The 20,565-nt window shown below is 36.8% G+C and carries 17 protein-coding genes and 1 tRNA gene; 10 read left to right on the top strand and 8 right to left on the bottom strand.

The annotated features are described in order from the left end of the window. Position 1: 1 nt before the first annotated feature. From ACF3OC_RS10685 to gyrA, 3 genes are read right to left on the bottom strand one after another with little or no spacing between them, the layout of a single operon-like run. Positions 2 to 1,177: a tetratricopeptide repeat protein gene (locus ACF3OC_RS10685; protein ID WP_094282498.1), complete on the bottom strand. Its 1,176-nt coding sequence runs from the start codon at positions 1,175 to 1,177 to the stop codon at positions 2 to 4. An 18-nt stretch (positions 1,178 to 1,195) separates the two neighbouring features. Beyond that, positions 1,196 to 2,329 (bottom strand): lipopolysaccharide assembly protein LapB, encoded by a 1,134-nt coding sequence (locus ACF3OC_RS10680; protein WP_229678304.1) that lies wholly within the window; start codon positions 2,327 to 2,329, stop codon positions 1,196 to 1,198. Then, positions 2,292 to 4,856 carry a DNA gyrase subunit A gene (gene gyrA, locus ACF3OC_RS10675; protein WP_392469174.1) on the bottom strand — a complete coding sequence of 855 codons (2,565 nt, stop codon included), beginning with the start codon at positions 4,854 to 4,856 and terminating at the stop codon, positions 2,292 to 2,294. The genes ACF3OC_RS10680 and gyrA overlap by 38 nt, the downstream gene beginning before the upstream one ends. A 341-nt stretch (positions 4,857 to 5,197) precedes the next feature. Between gyrA and serC the strand changes: the two genes are divergently transcribed. The 4 genes from serC (at position 5,198) to lysA (ending at position 9,812) form a co-directional block, all read left to right on the top strand. Then, positions 5,198 to 6,265 (top strand): 3-phosphoserine/phosphohydroxythreonine transaminase, encoded by a 1,068-nt coding sequence (gene serC / locus ACF3OC_RS10670; protein ID WP_392469173.1) that lies wholly within the window; start codon positions 5,198 to 5,200, stop codon positions 6,263 to 6,265. A gap of 5 nt (positions 6,266 to 6,270) precedes the next feature. After that, positions 6,271 to 7,218, top strand: a complete 948-nt coding sequence (locus tag ACF3OC_RS10665) for a D-2-hydroxyacid dehydrogenase (protein WP_094256526.1) — start codon at positions 6,271 to 6,273, stop codon at positions 7,216 to 7,218. Between the two features lie 113 nt (positions 7,219 to 7,331). Continuing rightward, positions 7,332 to 8,645: an aspartate kinase gene (locus tag ACF3OC_RS10660; RefSeq protein ID WP_094282495.1), complete on the top strand. Its 1,314-nt coding sequence runs from the start codon at positions 7,332 to 7,334 to the stop codon at positions 8,643 to 8,645. A 3-nt stretch (positions 8,646 to 8,648) separates the two neighbouring features. Continuing rightward, the gene (lysA, locus tag ACF3OC_RS10655) at positions 8,649 to 9,812 is read left to right on the top strand and encodes a diaminopimelate decarboxylase (RefSeq protein WP_392469172.1); all 1,164 of its coding nucleotides are present in this window, start codon (positions 8,649 to 8,651) and stop codon (positions 9,810 to 9,812) included. A 49-nt stretch (positions 9,813 to 9,861) separates the two neighbouring features. Here the strand turns inward: lysA and clpB are convergent, their stop codons facing one another. Continuing rightward, positions 9,862 to 12,465 carry an ATP-dependent chaperone ClpB gene (gene clpB / locus ACF3OC_RS10650; protein ID WP_392469171.1) on the bottom strand — a complete coding sequence of 868 codons (2,604 nt, stop codon included), beginning with the start codon at positions 12,463 to 12,465 and terminating at the stop codon, positions 9,862 to 9,864. A gap of 244 nt (positions 12,466 to 12,709) precedes the next feature. Here clpB and ACF3OC_RS10645 point away from each other — a divergent pair. Continuing rightward, a tRNA-Thr gene (locus ACF3OC_RS10645) sits at positions 12,710 to 12,785 on the top strand. Between the two features lie 49 nt (positions 12,786 to 12,834). Here the strand turns inward: ACF3OC_RS10645 and ACF3OC_RS10640 are convergent. Further along, complete coding sequence (locus tag ACF3OC_RS10640; RefSeq protein WP_392469170.1) at positions 12,835 to 13,071, bottom strand: hypothetical protein; 237 nt, start codon at positions 13,069 to 13,071, stop codon at positions 12,835 to 12,837. A gap of 2 nt (positions 13,072 to 13,073) precedes the next feature. Beyond that, positions 13,074 to 13,922 (bottom strand): universal stress protein, encoded by an 849-nt coding sequence (locus ACF3OC_RS10635; protein ID WP_392469169.1) that lies wholly within the window; start codon positions 13,920 to 13,922, stop codon positions 13,074 to 13,076. Positions 13,923 to 14,121: 199 nt separating this feature from the next. Between ACF3OC_RS10635 and ACF3OC_RS10630 the strand changes: the two genes are divergently transcribed. Further along, the gene (locus tag ACF3OC_RS10630) at positions 14,122 to 14,730 is read left to right on the top strand and encodes an RNA polymerase sigma factor (protein ID WP_392469168.1); all 609 of its coding nucleotides are present in this window, start codon (positions 14,122 to 14,124) and stop codon (positions 14,728 to 14,730) included. Between the two features lie 13 nt (positions 14,731 to 14,743). Further along, a complete protein-coding gene (locus tag ACF3OC_RS10625; RefSeq protein ID WP_392469167.1) occupies positions 14,744 to 16,111 on the top strand; it encodes a hypothetical protein in 1,368 nt (455 codons plus the stop codon). Here ACF3OC_RS10625 and ACF3OC_RS10620 read toward each other — a convergent pair. Then, positions 16,108 to 16,719: an HAD family phosphatase gene (locus tag ACF3OC_RS10620; protein WP_094282489.1), complete on the bottom strand. Its 612-nt coding sequence runs from the start codon at positions 16,717 to 16,719 to the stop codon at positions 16,108 to 16,110. The genes ACF3OC_RS10625 and ACF3OC_RS10620 overlap by 4 nt on opposite strands. 85 nt (positions 16,720 to 16,804) lie before the next feature. Beyond that, positions 16,805 to 17,998 (bottom strand): proline dehydrogenase family protein, encoded by a 1,194-nt coding sequence (locus ACF3OC_RS10615; RefSeq protein WP_392469166.1) that lies wholly within the window; start codon positions 17,996 to 17,998, stop codon positions 16,805 to 16,807. A 95-nt stretch (positions 17,999 to 18,093) separates the two neighbouring features. On the opposite strand from ACF3OC_RS10615, the gene ACF3OC_RS10610 reads away from it, so the two are divergent. The 3 genes from ACF3OC_RS10610 to ACF3OC_RS10600 all read left to right on the top strand — a co-directional run bounded on the left by ACF3OC_RS10610 (position 18,094) and on the right by ACF3OC_RS10600 (position 20,183). Further along, positions 18,094 to 18,300 carry an RNA-binding S4 domain-containing protein gene (locus ACF3OC_RS10610; protein WP_094256516.1) on the top strand — a complete coding sequence of 69 codons (207 nt, stop codon included), beginning with the start codon at positions 18,094 to 18,096 and terminating at the stop codon, positions 18,298 to 18,300. An 88-nt stretch (positions 18,301 to 18,388) separates the two neighbouring features. Continuing rightward, positions 18,389 to 19,453: a 3-dehydroquinate synthase gene (gene aroB, locus ACF3OC_RS10605; RefSeq protein WP_392469165.1), complete on the top strand. Its 1,065-nt coding sequence runs from the start codon at positions 18,389 to 18,391 to the stop codon at positions 19,451 to 19,453. Between the two features lie 4 nt (positions 19,454 to 19,457). Next, entirely contained in the window at positions 19,458 to 20,183 is a 726-nt protein-coding gene (locus tag ACF3OC_RS10600; RefSeq protein ID WP_392469164.1) for a ThuA domain-containing protein, read from the top strand. Positions 20,184 to 20,565 lie beyond the last annotated feature (382 nt).

Genomic DNA, 20,565 nt, shown 5'->3' with positions numbered 1-20,565 from the left:
CTTAGTTTAAAGCTTCAATTTTTGCTTGAATTTCAGCTGATTTAGCTTCGTCGTTCATGAAATCGTAATAATTTTTTAGATTTCTTAACGCGTCTACGTTTTTAGGATCTAGCTCAACTGATTTCTCAAGGTATGGAACTGCTTGAGCAATTTTTCCTTTGATTCCTTCAACTCTTTTATTGTATTCAGTAGTAGGAATTGATTTGTCTTCATTAAGTTTCATTAGTTCCTCACGGCCACCGTTCATGATTACCACTGCAGCATTTGTGTTTGCTTCAAGGTAATTAGGGTCGATTTCTAGAGCTTTTTGGTAAGAAGCTAGGGATTTTTCAGTATCACCAGCAGCACCATAAGCTAAGCCTAAATAATAGTGTAAGCTTTTATTTTGAGGATCTTTTGCAACTTGAGATTCGATATCAGAAACGATTTTTGCTTCATTACCAGTGATTAAGTTCAATTCGATGTTTTGAACAACAGCATCATTATCATTTGGATAAGCTGCTACAGCTTCAGCTGCTGCAGTAATTGCAGATGCTGTATCACCTTTTTGAAGGTACAATTTAGGAAGGTCTACCAAAATTGTTTTATGGCTAGAGTATTCCTTAATTGGAACTAATTCTTTGTATTTCTCAATTGCTTTATCATACTCCTTGTTTTGTACTGCCGCAAGACCTGAATAGAAGGTTAGGGTAGTATCACCAGGAAGGTAAGTTAATGCATCTGAGAAATCTGCATATGCAGTTTTATAATCTTGTTTATCCCAAGCAGCAACACCTTCGTTAAATTTGAATTGACCAAGTGTTTGTCCAGCTACTAAGATGTTGTCAGCATGCTTTTTATCTTTATCAAGTTCCGTAGCTTTAGCAATAGCATCTTTTGCTTTGGTCGCATCTTCAGCACTTTTATTCAAATTTGCAAGGTTTGAGTACACCAATGCATAATAAGTCCAAGCTTCAGGATCATCTTTAGTTTTGTCATGAACTACAGCGGCATCAATAGCTTCTTGAGCTGCAGTAAGGTTAGATTTACCTAATTCAGCAGAACCAGCAGCTTTTAATTCTTCGTATTTAACAATAGCTGCTTTTGCTTTCTTTACATTGCCCGACTGTGCAAATAGGGCAGTAGAACTGGTTGCAAAAAGCAATCCTACAAATAATATCGATTTTCTAAAATTCATATCTATTTTATTGTTTGTTTAATTTGAAAGTTGGTTTAATAAAAGATTAACCCGATCCAATTGGGTGTCATCATCTGTTTTTTGATAAAATAAAGCCAATGATTTCAACGCATTGATTTCATAAGGCTTGATTTCATTTGCTTTCAACAAATAATTCTGCGCATTGTATTGCGATTCCTGATCTTCGGTATCTTTTAAAAACTTGTTTAAGTTTATTAAGCCAAGGGCCAAGTTTGATTCGTAATTATTTGGATCCAACTCCAATACCTTTTCGTAATAAGATTTGGCAATTTCCAAATTATTAGCATTCTCATTAGCATACCCCGCAAGGTAATTTAATTCGATGTTTTCAGGTTCCAATTTAATTGCTTGTTCAATAATTGGAACGATAGCATCGTAGGCATTACTCTTAGCGTATTTTTCAATTAATAAGAATAACAAGCCTTTATCTTCTGGGAATTTGGTTCTACCTTCTTCCAATGTGGTTAGAGCTTTTTGTTTCTCATCCAGTTGGTCGTAGATATTTGCCAATTCAATAAACTGCTGGGCAGTCATATTTCCAGATTCATGGATTATGTTATAATATTTAATTGCATCCTCGGTTTTTCCAGCTTTAGTTGCTAACAAAGCAAGGTTATAAGTGACATCGCCACTTTTAGCATCCAGTTCATTTACCCGGCTAAAGTCAGTGTAGGCTTCGTCAAATTTCTTAGCTTCCAAGAACTTATTAGCACGATAGATTAATGCAGCTGCTAAATTTTGATTGACATATTTCAATTCACCTGCATATCCAGGTTGATCTTTTTTGTCAATCTTTCCCATTGTTTGATAAGTCAAATCAATAGGGTCGGCGTTTAGTTTAATGGTACGAGTAGAGTCAGCATAGGCTAAGGAACTCAATACCATTGCTCTAAGGACATTGACTTTAGTTTTAGATGAGTCGCGTTTAGTTTTATAGATATTGTCAATTTGTTTTCTGGCATTATCTAAATTAGCAATATTACCGGTTTGAGTATATAGCGCAAAGGCATTACTAGCCTCTTTGTAGGCAGATTGCGCATTGGCAGCCTGGGTACCCAATAGTAAAAATGCTCCTAAAGCACCTGAAATAAATCTATTCTTGTTCTTCATTCTCCGTGTTAGCTGATTCATTGTCTGTTGAGTTTTCTGCTCCTTCAGCACCTTCAACGTCTAATTCCTCTTCGTCCTCTTGTCTTTCCACTTTGGTTACTGATGCGATTTCGTCGGTATCTTTCAGGGTGATTAATTTCACACCTTGAGTAGCACGACCCATCACACGTAAGCTTTCAACTCCGATACGGATAACAATTCCTGATTTATTGATAATCATTAAGTCGTTTTCATCAGTAACACCTTTAATAGCTACCAATTCACCGGTCTTGTCCGTAACGTTAATTGTTTTTACTCCTTTACCACCGCGATTCGTAATTCTGTAATCATCGATATCAGTACGTTTACCGTATCCTTTTTCAGAAACTACCAATACAGTTGTTTCTTGATTATTAACACTAATCATGCCAACAACCTCATCTTTTTCACTTGCAAGGGTGATACCACGAACACCTGTTGCAGTTCTTCCCATCGGTCTAACGGTAGATTCATTGAATCGGATGGCACGTCCGGAGCGTAGAGCCATGACAATTTCACTTGAACCATTAGTTAATGTAGCTTCTAAAAGTTGGTCACCTTCATTAATGTTAATCGCGTTGATACCGTTTGCTCTTGGTCTAGAGTACGCTTCAAGTGAAGTTTTCTTAATGGTACCTTTCTTAGTACACATAATGATGAAATTATTTTCAAGGTATTCTTGATCTTTAAGGTTTGTGACCTTAATATATGCCTTGATTTTTTCATCCTTAGGAATATTGATGATATTCTGTAATGCACGTCCTTTAGAAGTACGGCTACCTTCAGGAATTTCAAATGCTCTCAACCAGAAACAACGACCTGCTTCCGTAAATAATAATAGGTAGTTGTGAGCGGATGCCGTGATAATATGTTCAGTAAAGTCTTCATCACGGGTAGTAGATCCAATTGCACCTTTACCACCACGTCCTTGAACACGGTACTCTGTTAATGGAGTACGTTTTACATAACTATTATGAGAAATTGTAATCACAACTTCCTCGTCATCGATGAAGTCTTCCATACGTAAATCTTCAGCAGAATGTACGATATGAGAGCGTCTTTCATCACCATATTTTTCTTTTACTTCAACTAATTCATCTTTGATGATTTTGAAGCGTAGGGATTCGTCAGCAAGAACTTCTTTCAAATACTCGATCGTTTTCATAAGTTCAGCATATTCTTCCTTAATCTTATCACGTTCCAGTCCTGTCAACCTTCTTAGGGTCATATCTAGGATTGCACGAGCTTGGATATCAGAAAGTGCGAAACGCTCCATTAAGCCAACACGAGCATCTTCTGGAGTATCTGAATTACGAATCAATTTGATAACCTCATCCAAGTGATCTAGAGCGATCAAATAACCTTCCAGGATATGGGCTCTTTTTTCAGCTTCAGCAAGTTCGAACTTAGTTCTACGGATTACCACATCATGTCTGTGTTCAACGAACTCATGGATCATATCCTTTAAGTTCATCATTTGTGGTCTACCCTTAACTAGAGCGATGTTGTTTACTGAGAAGGATGTTTGTAATGCTGTATGCTTATAAAGGTTATTTAAAACCACATTTGCATTTGCATCACGTTTTATTTCATAGACGATACGGATATCCTTAGAAGATTCATCTCTAATTTCAGAGATACCTTCAATTTTCTTTTCTTGAACTAAATCGGCAGTTCTTTTGATCATATCCGATTTATTCACTTGATAAGGGATTTCCGTTACGATAATAATCTCTTTACCAGATTTAGTAGTTTCGATTTCCGCTTTACCACGCATCACGATTCGACCACGACCGGTTTCAAAAGCTTCTTTAACACCATTATAACCATAGATCAAACCTCCTGTAGGGAAGTCTGGTCCTTTGACATAGGTCATTAACTCTGAAATTTCGATATCGCGGTTATCGATATAAGCGATGGTACCATCAATAACTTCAGTTAAGTTATGAGGAGCCATATTTGTTGCCATACCTACAGCAATCCCAGAAGCTCCATTTACAAGTAAGTTTGGAATTCTGGTTGGAAGTACGGTTGGTTCTTCAAGGGAGTCGTCAAAGTTTAATTGGAAATCAACGGTGTCTTTGTTAATGTCCGCCAACATTTCCTCAGTAATTTTACGGAGTCTAGCTTCCGTATAACGCATTGCTGCTGGTGGGTCACCATCGATAGATCCATAGTTACCTTGTCCATCGACTAGGGGATAGCGCATAGACCAATGCTGGGCCATACGAACCATGGTGTCATAAACGGATGAGTCCCCATGCGGGTGATACTTACCGAGTACATCTCCAACAATACGAGCAGATTTTTTATAAGGTTTTCCACTCGTTACCCCAAGGTCTAACATACCATACAATACACGACGGTGTACTGGTTTCAGACCATCACGCGCATCAGGTAGAGCACGCGAAACGATTACCGACATCGAATAATCGATGTACGCGGACTTCATTTGGTCTTCGATATTAATGGGGATAATCCTGTTTTCGGCAGGAACTAAATTGTTTTCGTTTTCTGTTTCTTCAGCCATTATATTTTGGTTTCAATCAATATAATAATTGTCATATCTATAAAAGACACGTAACAGGCGAAGATACACAATTTTTTAGGTTTTTGGTACGTGTTTCTTCATTAAAGATATCCACAATGGAAGCAATTTGTTAATATTTTTCAAGAAGTTTTATGTTTAAACATCTATGGAGGATAAATGGTAATATGATATTAAATGTCATAATAATTTAAGATATTTTAAACAAATATGGAATTTGTTTTAAAAAATTTTAAAAATATTTTACCTTTGGGCATTCTATTTTAGGTCAAACGATTGATTAATCGTTAACCTCCTAATTTTTAACAAATTAAGCTACAGTAATGAAACATAATTTCGGTGCAGGCCCATGTATTTTACCTAAAGAGGTTTTTGAAGAAGCTTCAAAGGCGGTAATTGACTTTAATGGTACAGGTTTATCTATATTGGAAATTTCGCACCGTTCCAAAGAATTTGAAGCAGTAATCATCGAGACTGAGAAATTGGTTCGTGAGTTATTGAATGTTCCTGCGGGATATTCGATATTATTTCTTCAAGGAGGTGCGAGCCAGCAATTTGCGATGGTTCCAATGAATTTATTGCCTGAGAATGGTACAGCTTCTTATTTAGATACTGGCGTTTGGGCGACCAAAGCTGCTAAGGAAGCTAAAAAGGTAGGACAGGTTCAGATTGTTGCGTCCTCGAGTGATCAAAACTACTCCTATATTCCTAAAGGTTATTCCATTCCTGCAGATTCGAGCTATTTTCACTATACCTCGAACAATACAATCTATGGTACAGAAGTGTTTGATAAACCAAATACCTCAGTTCCAACCGTGGTAGATATGTCTTCCGATATATTAAGTAGAACGATTGATGTTTCAGAATTTGATTTAATCTATGCTGGTGCTCAAAAAAACATGGGTCCTGCTGGGGTAACCTTGGTTATCGTTAAAGATGAAATCCTTGGTAAATCAGGACGTACATTGCCAACGATTTTTGATTATGAAGCCCATGCGAAAGCGGGTTCCATGTATAATACACCACCAGTATTCTCAATTTATGTATCTATGTTAAACCTACGTTGGTTAAAAGACAAAGGTGGGATTTCAGTAATTGAACAAGAGAATATCATCAAAGCGCGTACATTATACGATGAGATTGACCGTAACCCATTCTTTAAGGGTACAGCAGCTCTGGAAGACCGCTCGAGAATGAATGTTACTTTTGTAATGGACAATCCAGAATTGGAAGCTGAATTCCTGGCATTAGCAAAAGAGCGTAATTTAATTGGGATCAAAGGTCACCGTTCAGTTGGTGGATTTAGAGCATCTATTTACAATGCTTTGAGCATTAGTTCAATTAATGCTTTGGTAGATACGATGAGAGAGTTTGAAGAAAGTAAGAAATAATTAACATGAGAATTTTAGCAAACGATGGGATTGATCCTATCGGTAAAAAAATATTGGAAGATGCTGGTTTTGTAGTTGATACAGAGCATATTCCGCAAGATGAATTAATCAATAGGTTGAATGAATACGATGCTGTTACAGTACGTAGTGCTACCAAATTGCGTCAACCATTAATTGATGCTTGTCCTAATATCAAAGTAATAGGTAGAGGCGGAGTAGGAATGGATAATATCGACGTGGATTATGCGAGATCCAAAGGTGTTGCTGTAGTCAACACACCGGCGGCATCATCACATTCTGTTGCTGAATTGGTATTTGCACATTTGTTGAATGGTGTAAGATTCTTATATGATTCAAACCGTAAAATGCCAGTAGAAGGGAATACCAAATTTGCTGGTTTGAAGAAGGCATATGCTGCTGGTTCAGAATTGCAAGGAAAAGTATTAGGTGTAGTTGGCTTTGGCCGTATTGGCCGTGAGACTGCGAAAATTGGTTTAGGATTGGGGATGACGGTTATCTATTCGGACCTTTTCGAAGGACCTAGTTCATTGACATTAAATTTTTCTGGAGATGTATCAGTGAATGTTCCTGTAGAACAGGTAGATATAGCGACAATTTTTGCAAAATCAGACTTTATTTCATTACATGTTCCATTTACGGATAAGCCAGTAATTGGTAAAGAAGAATTCGCATTATTAAAAGATGGAGTAGGATTAGTAAACGCGTCCCGAGGTGGAGTAATTGATGAGTTAGGATTAGTTGAAGCATTAAATTCAGGCAAGGTTGGATTTGCCGGATTAGATGTTTATGATGATGAGCCAACTCCAAGAGCCGAGATTTTAGGACATCCTAAGATTTCCTTAACTCCACATATTGGAGCAGCGACAAATGAAGCACAAGAGCGAATTGGTGAAGAACTAGCCCAATTGTTGATAGAAAACTTGAAGAAGTAGTTCTTCCGCATAAAATATATGCGGCACAAAAGCTTTTATTTGCATTTGTGCCGCTTTTTTTTGTTAAAAGACTTATATTCACCCCCTCGTAAAAACATATAGTTAAAAGAAACATGAAAATTCTAAAATTCGGTGGAACATCCGTAGGAAGTGCTGAGCGTATCCAGAGTTTATTGGATATCGTTAATCCCGCAGAGCGTCAGATCGTTGTCCTTTCAGCAGTGGCTGGAACAACAAATGCATTGGTTGAAATCTCTAAAGCTTACTTGAATGGTAAGAAGGATGAAGCCAAGGAATTGATCAAGGATCATAAGAATAAGTACGAAGCTTTAATCAAGGACCTCTTCAGCACTGAGAATGGATTTAAGCAGGGTAAGGAATTGATTGATTACCATTTTAATATAATAGCATCATTGTCCAATGATTTATTTACTCCGACAGAAGAAAAAATCATATTGGCGCAAGGTGAATTAATGTCTACGACCTTATGGCATCTGTATCTTGCGGAAAAAGGCATTCCATCTGTATTGCTTCCAGCATTGGATTTTATGAAAATAGATGAGGATAATGAGCCTGTAGTACCTTTTATCAAAGAAAAGCTAGAAGCTATATTAAACCAACATCCAGAAAACACCTTATTTATTACTCAAGGGTTTATCTGTAGAAATTCATTTGGCGAAATTGATAATTTACGTCGTGGAGGCTCAGATTATACAGCATCATTAATTGGTGCCGCGATTCAAGCTGATGAAATCCAAATCTGGACAGATATCGATGGCATGCACAATAATGATCCAAGGATTGTTAAAAATACCACGCCAATTGCTGAATTAAGTTTTGATGAAGCAGCGGAGTTAGCCTATTTTGGTGCGAAAATCTTACATCCACAGAGTGTTTTTCCGGCGCAACGATATAATGTTCCGGTTCGTTTGTTGAATACCATGGATCCCAAAGCATTTGGAACCTTGATTTCAAAAAATGGTGGTAAAAAAGGAGCGATCAGAGCGGTAGCAGCGAAAGATGATATCACAGCTATCCATATACATTCTTCAAGAATGTTATTGGCTTATGGTTTCTTAAGAAAGATTTTCGAAATTTTCGAACGCTATAAAACTCCTATCGATATGATTACAACTTCTGAGGTTGCAGTTTCATTGACGATTGATGATACCAAGAATCTGGATGATATCATCCGTGAAGTTGAGGACTTTGGAAATGTAAGTGTGGATAGAAATCAAACCATTATTTGTGTGGTAGGGGATTTTGGTGCAAATACGCATGGTTATGCAGCTCGTGTATTGGATGCTGTAAAACACTTGCCTTTACGTATGGTATCATACGGAGGTTCAGATTATAATGTTTCCATTTTATTGGATTCTGACCATAAAGTTGAAGCATTAAGATCATTACATAATAGAATATTTTAAAGAATGAACATACATCAAATTGATCTAAACCGATTAAAAGAATTTGAAACACCTTTTTATTTCTACGACCTGGACTTGTTGAATGAGACTTTGGATCGTGCGAAAGCAGCAGCTGATAAAAGAGGTTTTCATGTTCATTATGCCTTAAAAGCAAATTTTAATGATAAAGTATTGGGCTTGATTCAGTCCAAAGGATTTGGTGCGGATTGTGTGAGTGGGAATGAGGTTCAAAAGTCCATTGATTCGGGCTTTCCTGCACAGCAAATCACATTCGCAGGAGTAGGTAAATCTGATAAAGAAATTAACCTTGCATTGGACCATAATATCTTTGCCTTCAATGTGGAGTCGATTCAGGAATTATTGGTTATCAATGAACTAGCGGCTAAAAAACAAGTTAAAGCTCAGGTTTCATTGCGTATTAATCCTAACGTAGATGCTCATACTCACCATTATATTACCACTGGTTTGGATGAGAATAAATTTGGGGTTCCAAATTCTGAACTTGAGAAGGCAGCATCTGTACTGCGTGAATGTGAGAATCTGGAATTATTAGGCTTACATTTCCATGTAGGTTCTCAAATTACGGATATCAACGTATTCAAAAGTTTATGTGTGAAGGTGAATGAGTGGAAGAATTGGTTTGAGGAGCGCGGAACGACGATCAAGGTTTTAAATGTTGGTGGTGGGCTAGGGGTAGACTATCATGAGCCAGATACGCATCCATATGCTGATTTTGAAGCTTATTTTGAAGTTTTCGATAAATTTTTGGAGCGTAATGCCCAGCAAGAGGTTCATTTTGAACTAGGTCGTGCATTGGTTGCCCAGTCAGGAACCTTAGTTAGTAAAGTGCTTTACACCAAAAGTGGGGTAAAGAAGAACTTTTTAATCCTGGATGCCGGAATGACAGAATTGATGCGTCCTGCCTTGTATCAAGCTTTTCATAAGATTGAGAAATTAGGGGCTGAACCTAATGCCGAACAGTTAAATTACGATGTCGTAGGTCCAATTTGCGAGAGTTCGGATTGCTTCGGCAAAGAAGTTCCACTTCCTGTTTCTGAAAGAGGTGATTTAATCGCTATCCGCACCGCAGGTGCTTATGGCGAGGTAATGGCATCAAAATATAATCTGAGAGATGAAATAAGATTTGTTTTCTCGGAGGATCTATAAAATTAAAAGGATAAAAAAACCGCCTGAACAATATTCAGGCGGTTTTTTTTTATGATTGTTCCGACTTGTTGAGGAAAACGAATTTTCCGTCGAAGGCGTCGAGTTCAATGACTGCATCTCGGGAGATTTTTCCGGAAAGAATCTCTTTGGATAATTCATTGAGGATTCTTTTTTGGATTACTCTTTTCAGTGGTCTAGCGCCGTATACTGGGTCATAACCAAGTTGAGCTAACCAATCTAAAGCTTCATCTGATGCTGTAAGGAAGATATTTTGTTCTGCTAGTTGTTTTTCAACTCTGTTGAACTGCATTCTAACAATATCTCCAATCTCTGATCTTGATAGAGGAGTAAACATGATAACCTCATCTATACGGTTCAGGAATTCAGGGCGGATAGATTTTTGTAATAAATCCAGCACTTCATCCTTAGTTTTTGCCACAACTTCCTCACGGTTGTTATCATCCAATTTCGAGAAATTCTCTTGAATAATATGCGAACCAGTGTTTGAAGTCATTATAATGATTGTATTTTTAAAGTTTACAACCCGGCCTTTATTATCTGTTAAATGGCCATCATCCAACACTTGTAATAAAATATTGAATACATCCGGGTGAGCTTTTTCAATTTCATCCAATAGGACCACTGAATAAGGTCTACGACGAACTGCTTCTGTTAACTGACCACCTTCATCATAACCAACGTATCCTGGAGGCGCTCCAATTAATCTAGAGACTGCATGTCTTTCCTGGTATTCGGACATATCGATTCGAATCATCGCTTGTTCATCATCAAACAAGTATTCCGCTAAGGCTTTTGCAAGTTCAGTTTTACCAACCCCTGTTGTTCCTAAGAAAATAAAAGAACCAATGGGGCGTTTTGCATCGCTTAATCCAGCTCTGGATCGACGAATAGCATCAGCGATTGCTTCAATGGCTTCATCTTGTCCCGCAACCCGTTTGTGTAATTCTTCTTCCAGGTTCAATAATTTTTCCCTTTCAGATTGAACCATCTTGCTCACAGGAATTCCAGTCCATTTGGATACCACATCGGCGATATCTTCTGACGTAACTTCTTCTTTCAACATTCTGCTGCTATCTTGTTTTTCAGAAAGTTCTTTTTTCAAGGCATCAACTTTATCCTGAGCTTCTTTGATCTTTCCGTATCTTAATTCAGCAACTTTTCCATAGTCACCGGCGCGTTCAGCTTGTTCTGCTTCCAGTTTATAGTTTTCAATGTTCTGGGCCTCCAAGTTTACTTGGTCAACCAATGTTTTTTCTGATTGCCATTTCGCTCTTAACGAATCTCTTTCATTGGATAGGTTAGCAATGGTTTCGGAGAGTTCTGAGATTTTCTTTTCATCTTTCTCTCTTTTAATGGCCTCTCTTTCAATCTCCAATTGCATAATCCTACGTTCCAGCTCATCAACTACCACAGGAACAGAGTCCATTTCAAGTCTTAGTTTAGACGCCGCCTCATCGACCAAGTCGATAGCTTTATCTGGTAGGAAACGGTCAGTGATATAGCGTTGTGATAATTCAACTGCTGAAATAATCGCTTCATCCAGGATTCTTACCTTATGGTGAGTTTCATAGCGTTCTTTAATACCACGAAGGATAGAAATAGCATCTTGTGTATCTGGTTCTTCAACCATTACTTTTTGGAACCTACGCTCTAGTGCTTTATCTTTTTCAAAATATTTTTGGTATTCATTCAGGGTTGTTGCACCGATGGTTCTCAATTCACCTCTAGCCAAAGCAGGTTTTAAGATATTTGCAGCGTCCATTGCACCTTCACCACCACCAGCACCTACCAGGGTATGAATCTCATCGATAAATAGGATAATTTCTCCATCGCTATCAGAAACCTCTTTTACTACTGCTTTCAGACGTTCTTCGAATTCACCTTTATATTTTGCACCGGCAACCAAAGCTCCCATATCCAATGAGAATACAGTTTTGGATTTTAAGTTTTCCGGAGCATCGCCTTTGATAATACGATAAGCAATACCTTCAGCAATTGCAGTCTTACCAACGCCTGGTTCACCCACTAAGATGGGGTTGTTTTTGGTTCTACGTGATAAAATCTGCATTACGCGGCGGATTTCTTCGTCTCGACCAATTACAGGATCCAGTTTGCCAGACTCTGCAAATTCATTTAGATTTCGAGCGTATTTATTCAAAGCATTGTAAGTCGCTTCTGCATTTTGATCGGTAACTCTAGAATTTCCTCTTAACTCCTTGATGGCAGTTTTTAAATCTTTCTCAGTTACTCCTTGATCTTTCAGTAAGTTGGAAACTTTATCCCCAGCCAATAAAAGACCTAATAGGATATGTTCAATTGAAACGAATTCATCATTGAATTCTTTCAGGAAGCTTTGTGCTTTTTGAAGAACTGCAGTTGCAGAGTTACTTAAGTACACATTGCTACCACTTACTTTAGGGTAGGACTCAATTAATTTATCGACCTCTTGAGATAGATAACTAATATTGACGTTTAATTTTTTCAGTAAGTGAGAAATAACATTCTCATCTACGGTTAATAAAGCCTTCATGATATGCGCAGGTTCAATCGCTTGTTGCTGATGACCTGATGCAATTTCTGATGCTTTTTGTATGGCCTCTTGGGCTTTAATTGTAAAGTTGTTAAAGTTCATATTATAGTTTAGCTTTTTGTATTATGGGATTAACAAAAGGAATGCCTACAGTGTTTTTTAATGATTACCTGAAATTATGGCATGATTTTTTATTTTTACCAGCCAAAATGGCATTATTCAGATTTAAAATATGAAAATAATGGCTTGTAGGTCATTTAGTTAGTGTTTTTACGTGATTTAAATATTGAAAAAGTTTGTAAAAATGGATTGAAAAATTCATCTTTGCAACGTTTTCCACGGAAACGCCTCCTTAGCTCAGCTGGTAGAGCAACTGACTTGTAATCAGTAGGTCATTGGTTCGATTCCGATAGGAGGCTCCAGCAAAGGGTATCAAATTGATACCCTTTTTTTATTTTTCAAAATTTGCAATTATTTAAGCATCATTGCTTCTTTGTGATTCAAGACTTGTTTATAGGTTGGGGTTCCATTTTGGAAGATTGTTTTATGATGAGGAGCAGGGATTAGAATTTTCACTTCAAATTTTTCAAGTGGAATAAAGAAGAGCACACCGTGTTCGATGAAATTTTCATCGGTAATTTCGGTGAATTTTTCTGCTTTATCATTGATACGATGTAATGCTTCTAATTTTTTAATAATCTGCTGCATAATTATTTTTCTTCATGGAACACCAAAATAGGCACTTTGGAGTGTAGGGCTAAATTATTGCTGACACTACTTCCAAAGAGTCGATCGAAAAAGTTTCGATTTCTTTTAACGACACCTAATATATCAATATTGTTTTCAAGAATATAATTTGCGATTGTATTTTCGATGCTTTCGACCTCATCCAATAGGATATACTCAATATTGTCATGAGGGAATGCCTTTTGCCAAGCCTCGGTTTGCAGCAGAACATCAGCGACTTTAGCGTTGTGCAATACATGGAGGCAATCAATTTTTGCATTGACAGCTTTAGCCATGATCAGCATTTCTTTTAAAGCCTCTTTGTCTTTTTCTCGGAACAAGGTTGTAAATACTGTTCTTTTGATACCCTGATATTTAGCATGTGGAGGTACAGCGAGTACAGGATTTTGGATGGATTTGATGACATTGACTGTATTGGTGCCGATCAATTTAGAAAGGAATCCCGATTCACCATGGGTTCCCATGACGACAAGGTGGATTTTTTCACGCTCTACAATACTTTTTACAACCGCAGACACCGGGCCTTCTTCGAACATAAAAATTAGTTCAACATCTGGAAGTCCTATATCAGCGGCAATTTCGCGAAGATTTTGTGTTTTCTTTTTATAGACCTCAAACTGGTTCAATTCGATTGTTTGATAGACTTCACCTAGAAGCTCGGGCTGACCACCGTGAGTAGCCGATAAAACCGGTTCTAGATAGGTGTAAAGCACATAAATTTTCGCATCAATGGACTTTGCGATATGTAATGCATAAAGGAAGGCATTATTGGCAATTTCAGAAAAATCAGTAGGAAATAAGATGGCTCTCATAATCGTTAATTTTGTGTTTGTTAAATTTACCAAATAAAAGGCAAGGAATTAATGACCTTAATCATTATTTTATACCAACTGTAGCATGAAATTGTTTTTATTCGTTATCACATTATAGAAAATATATAGCGGTATTAATATGAATAAAGCTTAGTTTCATCTATAGTTTTTTAGGACAAGAAGATAAGAAAAGACTTAGGTGGGAATATTAAAAAGATATCTCAGTAATAACACAGCAATGGACCTTAGGACCGCATTGGAGCAATGTGCTATGTCCAATTCTGAGAAGAGTAAATCTTTTTTGTATAAGAAATTCTATGGATATGTGATGGCTATTGTCATTCGTTATATGAAACATGAAATGGAGGCGGAAGAGCTTGCGAATGAATGTTTTGTGAAAGCCTTTAATAAGATTGGGTCATTTTCACTTCATGAGGATGCCAATGTATTAGAGAAGACTTTTAAATCCTGGATCGCAAGAATCGCGGTAAATACCTCCATTGATGCTTTAAGAGTGCGTAAGCAGATGTATATGTTGGATGACTTGAGTGGGAGTGATACGATTCATTATTCTGTGAATAATGATAGTCGGTTGGAGTATGAAGATATGTTGTCCCTTATTCAGCAATTGCCAGATATACAACGTTCAATTTTCAACTTATATGAGATTGAGGGTTATTCGCATGAAGAAATAGGGAAGAAGTTGGATATCCCTGAGAGTACATCCCGGACTTATCTTACACGAGCAAAGCAGAAGCTGCGCAAATTGTATTTGAGTCAAATAAATTTAGAAAATATTAAATCCTGATTCGGTTAAGATAATGGAAGAAAAGAATAAAAAAGATATTGTTGAGCAGATCATCGAAAAGATGAAAACCATGGAAGAACTTCCGTATAAGGAAGGAGCATGGGAGAATTTTCAGAGTCGTTATGGTACTGCCCCAACTAAAAGGAATAAAACTTTTTATTGGGCAGCATGTGCTGCAGCGGTTTTGTTATTAGGAGTTGTTACAGTAAAAAATTGGCCTGAAACGAATCAAGGCTTGGTTGAAAATCAAGTTGTGGCCAATCATCAGGAGTCTGAAAATAGTGGTTCTTCAGATAATTCCAGTGTTACGCAACCTGAAGGAACTTCTGACTCCCCTGAGTTAGCAAATATCGATCTTAATTCACAACCAAATCCTGCTGCATTTGAATCTTTAGCAGCTGGAAATTCTATTCAAAGAAATGAGCAGCAAGATGTTGTTAGTTATTCTTCTTTTGGAGATTTAAAAGTTTTATCAAATCATTCTAATCAAAATTTATATCCAAGTTCTGTTCAAGTACCAAATCGTTTAACAGCATATAATTTCAATATTGACCAACCATCGATCAGGATGGATGAGGAGGATTATTCAGTTCTTCGTCAAACTAATATGAATACGGAGCTGGCTTATCAGAACGAAGGTGCTAAGAAAGGCGTTGAGCCAGTTTTGAAAAACCGGAACTTTAATTTAAGAGAGAAGTTTGATCTAGGATTATTTGTTTCCCCTAATTCGACAAATGATAGATTTAATTTTGGGGGCGGAGTATTATTGGCATATAATATTAGTAAGAATATCAGTGTTCGTACGGGTTTGGCTTACAATAAGTATGATGTTTCTGAGATGAAGGATCCGGTTGCCAATGCTGAGACCGCAGTAGTTGCGAATAAGGATGCTATCCACAAGATTACTGGGAACGGCTTGACGCAAAATTATATGAGTAGTAATGCCATTATCTTGCCGAATGTCAATGCTATTTCAGGGAATGTTCAAGCATTAGAAATTCCATTGGATGTTCGAGTAAAGTCCAAGAGTGGTTATTATGCATCCTCGGGAATTACCTATGCTGCTGTATTCAATCAGAATAGATATGCTCATTTTGTGGAGAATGCCAATAGCGAATTATTTGGAAATGGATTACCTGAGAACGAAGCTGACGTAAAAACAGCGGTTAAGCAAGTTTCCCGGGCAATCAAGACTGAGGATGAGAATGTCAGCACTAAAGGCTTTGGTGGTTTTGTGAATTTTTCAATTGGAAAAGAGATGAAAATGAACAAAAACATAAACCTATCCGTGGAACCATTTGTTAAGTTGCCAGTAGGTAGTTTTAAGCGTGCCGATATGAACTACACCAATGGTGGAATTCGGATAATTACGAATTTTTAGATTTGGTCAATTCTAACCCATGACATTCCTGCTGAGATAGCACCTTGTACTCCTGGATCGCCGTCTTCAAATACCAGACAATCGATGGGATCTACATTTAAATGTTCAGCCGCTAATAAAAAAGGTTGAGGTGAAGGCTTTCCCTCTGGCGTATCACCCGCACAAACCAACGTTTCAAATTTGCCTATTACCTGGATTACATCGAGTGTAATATTCAATGTTGATCGACTCCCACCAGAAACAATTCCAATTTTTCTAGATTCTGCAAAATCATATAAGACTTGTCTTACAAAATCCACAGGCTCTGTTTTTTGAATGAAGTCAGCGATGAAAATTGCAGATTTTCTTTTTGCGAATTCATACCGATCTAATGATACCTTATAGCGATGGGAGATTTCATCAGCAACGGCTACCGTTGGCCAGCCAGCAGTTTCATCAATTAGATCAGGGTTCAGATCTATACCATGTTCCTTTGCGGTTTGGACATATGCAGCTTTGTGAGCATGTATATTATCCGCTAAGGTTCCATCAACATCAAATAATAAGGCTTTAAATGGGGATGCGATTTCTTTTAGCTTAAGGTATTTCTGAAAATTTTCTTCCGTCATGGCGCAAAAATAAGAAAGTCCCCATTAAATGGAGACTTTCTAATATGTTTTCTGTTTCTTTTTATGGATAACAAAAAGAAAAGGATTATTTATTTGCTGCTTTCCGGCGTTTCAATTCCTTCATAATTAAGCTCAACTCGCGTCCAGTTTGACCACCTACCGAGGTGTTTTCTTGAGCACGGCGGAACAAGTAAGGCATTACGGCTTTAACAGGTCCGTAAGGCATGTATTTAGCTACATTATAACCCGCAGCTGCAAGGTTGAATGAAAGGTTATCCGACATTCCCAAAAGTTGCGCGAAGAATACATTCGGGTTGTTATGCGGAATATTTCTATTCTCTAATTCCTGAGCCAATAATCTACAGCTTTCTTCATTATGGGTTCCTGCCATCAAACCCACTCTGTCTATGTTGTCTAAACAAAAATGGATTGCCTGGTTATAATCTGTGTCAGAAGCTTTTTTATTCGGTTGAATAGGAGAAGGGTAGTTGTTTTCTTTTGCTCTTTCTCTTTCAATTTCCATATATGCTCCACGAACGATTTTGGCTCCCAAGTGGAAGTTTTGTGTTTTTGCATAAGCAAAATCAGCTTTTAAGGAAGCAAGTTTATCATGACGATACATTTGGTAGGTATTATATACAATAGGTTTATTTCCATTGTATTTTTCCATCATTTCTCTTGCGATATCATCTATTGTATCTTGGATCCAAGAATGCTCAGCATCTACTAATACGGGGATTCCGTTTTCATAACAAGCTTTACAGATTTGATCACAACGGTCTAAGAGACGGTTGTATTCAGCTTGTTCTTCAGGGCTAAGGGTTTCTTTGGCGTCGATTTTTGCTAAAAGATCAAATCTTCCCAATCCAGTAGGTTTAAACACACAGAATGAGATTAACGGATTTAATTTAGCGGCTTCTACAGTTCTCAAGATTTCCGCGCAGCAAGAATTGAAGCTTTCTTCTGAATCTTCACCTTCTACGGAATAATCAAGGATTGTAGTTACATTGCCTTTGCCAAGGTCTTGGATTGCATTTTGGCAATCTTGGATACTTTCACCACCGCAGAATTGTTTATAGATGGTGTTTTTAATAATTCCTTGAATAGGTAATCCAATATTTAGCGAAAAATTAGTGATTGGAGTACCGATTTTAATGAGTGCATTACTAGCGACCATCTTAAATAACCAATAGGCTTTATTAAGGTCTTTATCACTTTTACCTTTAAAGGCAATTTCTGTATTGTTAAAGTCAAGCTTTAAGGGTGAAGCTATGTCCATATTACTTTAATTTGATGGGCGTAAAATTAGGCTTTTTTTATGAATTTTAGATATTAATATATCCTAAATGCTGCGGAATAAAATTACTTTTGTCTATGCAAACGTTTACATTAGAAGGGGATTACATCCAATTGATTCAGTTATTAAAGGTAATGAACTGGGTTGAGCATGGGGCGATGGCTCAATGGGTAGTTGAAGAAGGACTCGTAAAGTACAATGGTCAAGTAGATTACAGGAAAAGGTTAAAGGTCAAGGTTGGCGATATAGTCGAATTTGATGGAAATAAAGTAAAAATACAATAACTAAAATTGCTTTGTAAAATATCTGAAGATAGATTTAAAAACAAGGGCAAATCCATAAAAAAAATCTATCTTTAGGTACAAATTATATATGAAGAAGATTAATAGTTTAGGATACGAAGTCGTATTCGATAATGAGTTAGATGAGCTACAATCGTTTCTGATTGACCATGATTATTCACAACTTTTGATTTTAGTAGATCGAAATACAAATGATCATTGTTTACCTGTCATCCAAGCCGCTATTCCGGATATTGTTGATTATGATATTATTGAGGTAGACCCGGGTGAGGAGAACAAGAATATAGATTTTTGTATTGGAGTCTGGAAGACCATGTTAGATTTTGGTGCGGACCGGAAAGCCTTAATGCTGAATCTAGGGGGCGGAGTTGTTACTGATATGGGAGGATTTGCTGCATCTACTTATAAAAGAGGTATTGATTTCTTAAATGTACCGACGACTTTATTATCCCAAGTTGACGCCTCAGTTGGTGGCAAAACCGGGATAGATTTAGATAATGTAAAGAACATTATTGGTACTTTTAGCCAACCTAAAGCGGTATTTATATCCAATAAATTTTTAGAAACCTTGGATGATCGTCAAGTTCTATCAGGATTTGCAGAGGTGATCAAGCATGGGTTAATCCAAGATAAAGGTTTGTTTACTCGCTGTAAGACTGTTACTTTACCAGAAATACCTGAAGGTATGGTTTATGACTCTGTTGTGATAAAGAATAAGGTAGTTTTGGAAGATCCTACTGAAAAAGGTCTTCGTAAAATCTTAAACTTTGGACATACGATTGGACATGCTGTTGAAGGATATTCGTTGGTTTCAGATGTAAATCCTTTATTACATGGGGAGGCGATTGCTATAGGTATGATTTGTGAAGCGTATCTTTCCTATAAATTTAACAATCTGGATAAAGCTGAATTAGATGAGATCGTTGATTATCTGTTGTCAATTTATCCTAAATATCAATTGAATTCTGCAGTTTATCCGGAGTTATTGGGCTTAATGAAGAATGATAAGAAGAACGAGGGTAACAAATTAGGGTTTGCTTTATTGCGAGAGATTGGTGTTTGTGATTATAATAAATTTGTGGAAGAGGATTCCATTATTGAAAGCTTAGATTTTTATCAATCAAAAACCAAATAAATCAATGAGAAGATTTTGCATACTGAGTTTAATATGTTGTTTAAGTGTTTGCTTTGCATTTGCAGGGCATATTGAGAAGCCTAAAAAAGTATTGGTCTTTACGAAGACGGCTGGATTTAGGCATGACAATATTGAAGAAGGTGTCAAAGTTTTGGGTGATCTATTAAAGAAAGAGCATATTGGGATGTTTCATACAGAGGATGCCAATGTATTTTTAGCAGATTCCATCAAGAATTTTGATGCAGTTTTATTTTTCAGTACAACAGGTACCATATTAAATGAAGAGCAAAAGGTAGCTTTTCAAAATTTTCTTAAATCGGGAAAGGGATTTATGGGGGTTCATGCTGCAACAGATACCGAGCATGATTGGCCTTGGTATAATAATTTGGTTGGTGCTTATTTCGCGAGTCATCCTGCTGTTCAAGAAGCGAAGATTGATGTTAAAAACAGAAAGCATTTAGCTACGAAACATTTGCCTAAGGTCTGGATGCATAAGGATGAGTGGTATGATTTCTCTAATGTTAAGCCGGATTTGAAAATTTTGATGACGCTTGATGAAAAATCTTATCAGAATGGCAAGATGGGTAATTTTCATCCCATTGCTTGGTATCAGAAATTTGAGGGGATCAGAATGTTTTACACCGGACTTGGCCATACGAAAGAGTCTTTATATGAGCCAAATTTCCAAAAGCAAATAATAGGTGGGTTAAAATATGTTTTAGGCTATTAATTGAGAAACAATAAATAAAATATTTGAAGGAGGTTTTGACCTCCTTTTTTTTGTGTAAATTTTTTGTTGCTTAAAAGTCTTGTTTATTAAAAATATTTTATAAATTAGATTTAATTGTAAACTGAATTCTAAACTAAAACAATTCCTGTTGTATTTGTATTAATTCCAAATGTATAAGTAAGGGGATTTACAAATTAAATTTTGAAAGTGTTTAATGTACACTTTGACAGGGGGTTAGGAGTTAAGATAGCTTTGATAAACTAATAAATTACTTAATAAACTTAACAAATTAACTAACAGCTTATGAACCACGAATACTTAATTCCAATTAGTAAACCAAAGTAGCCTACAATTTATTTTTTAGGATATGATAAGTTCCCTA

This window comes from Sphingobacterium cellulitidis, from assembly GCF_043187465.1.
GTDB classification, from domain to species: Bacteria; Bacteroidota; Bacteroidia; order Sphingobacteriales; family Sphingobacteriaceae; genus Sphingobacterium; species Sphingobacterium cellulitidis.
Note: the sequence above shows the minus strand (reverse complement) of the source record. Positions and strands in the feature narration are given on the sequence as shown.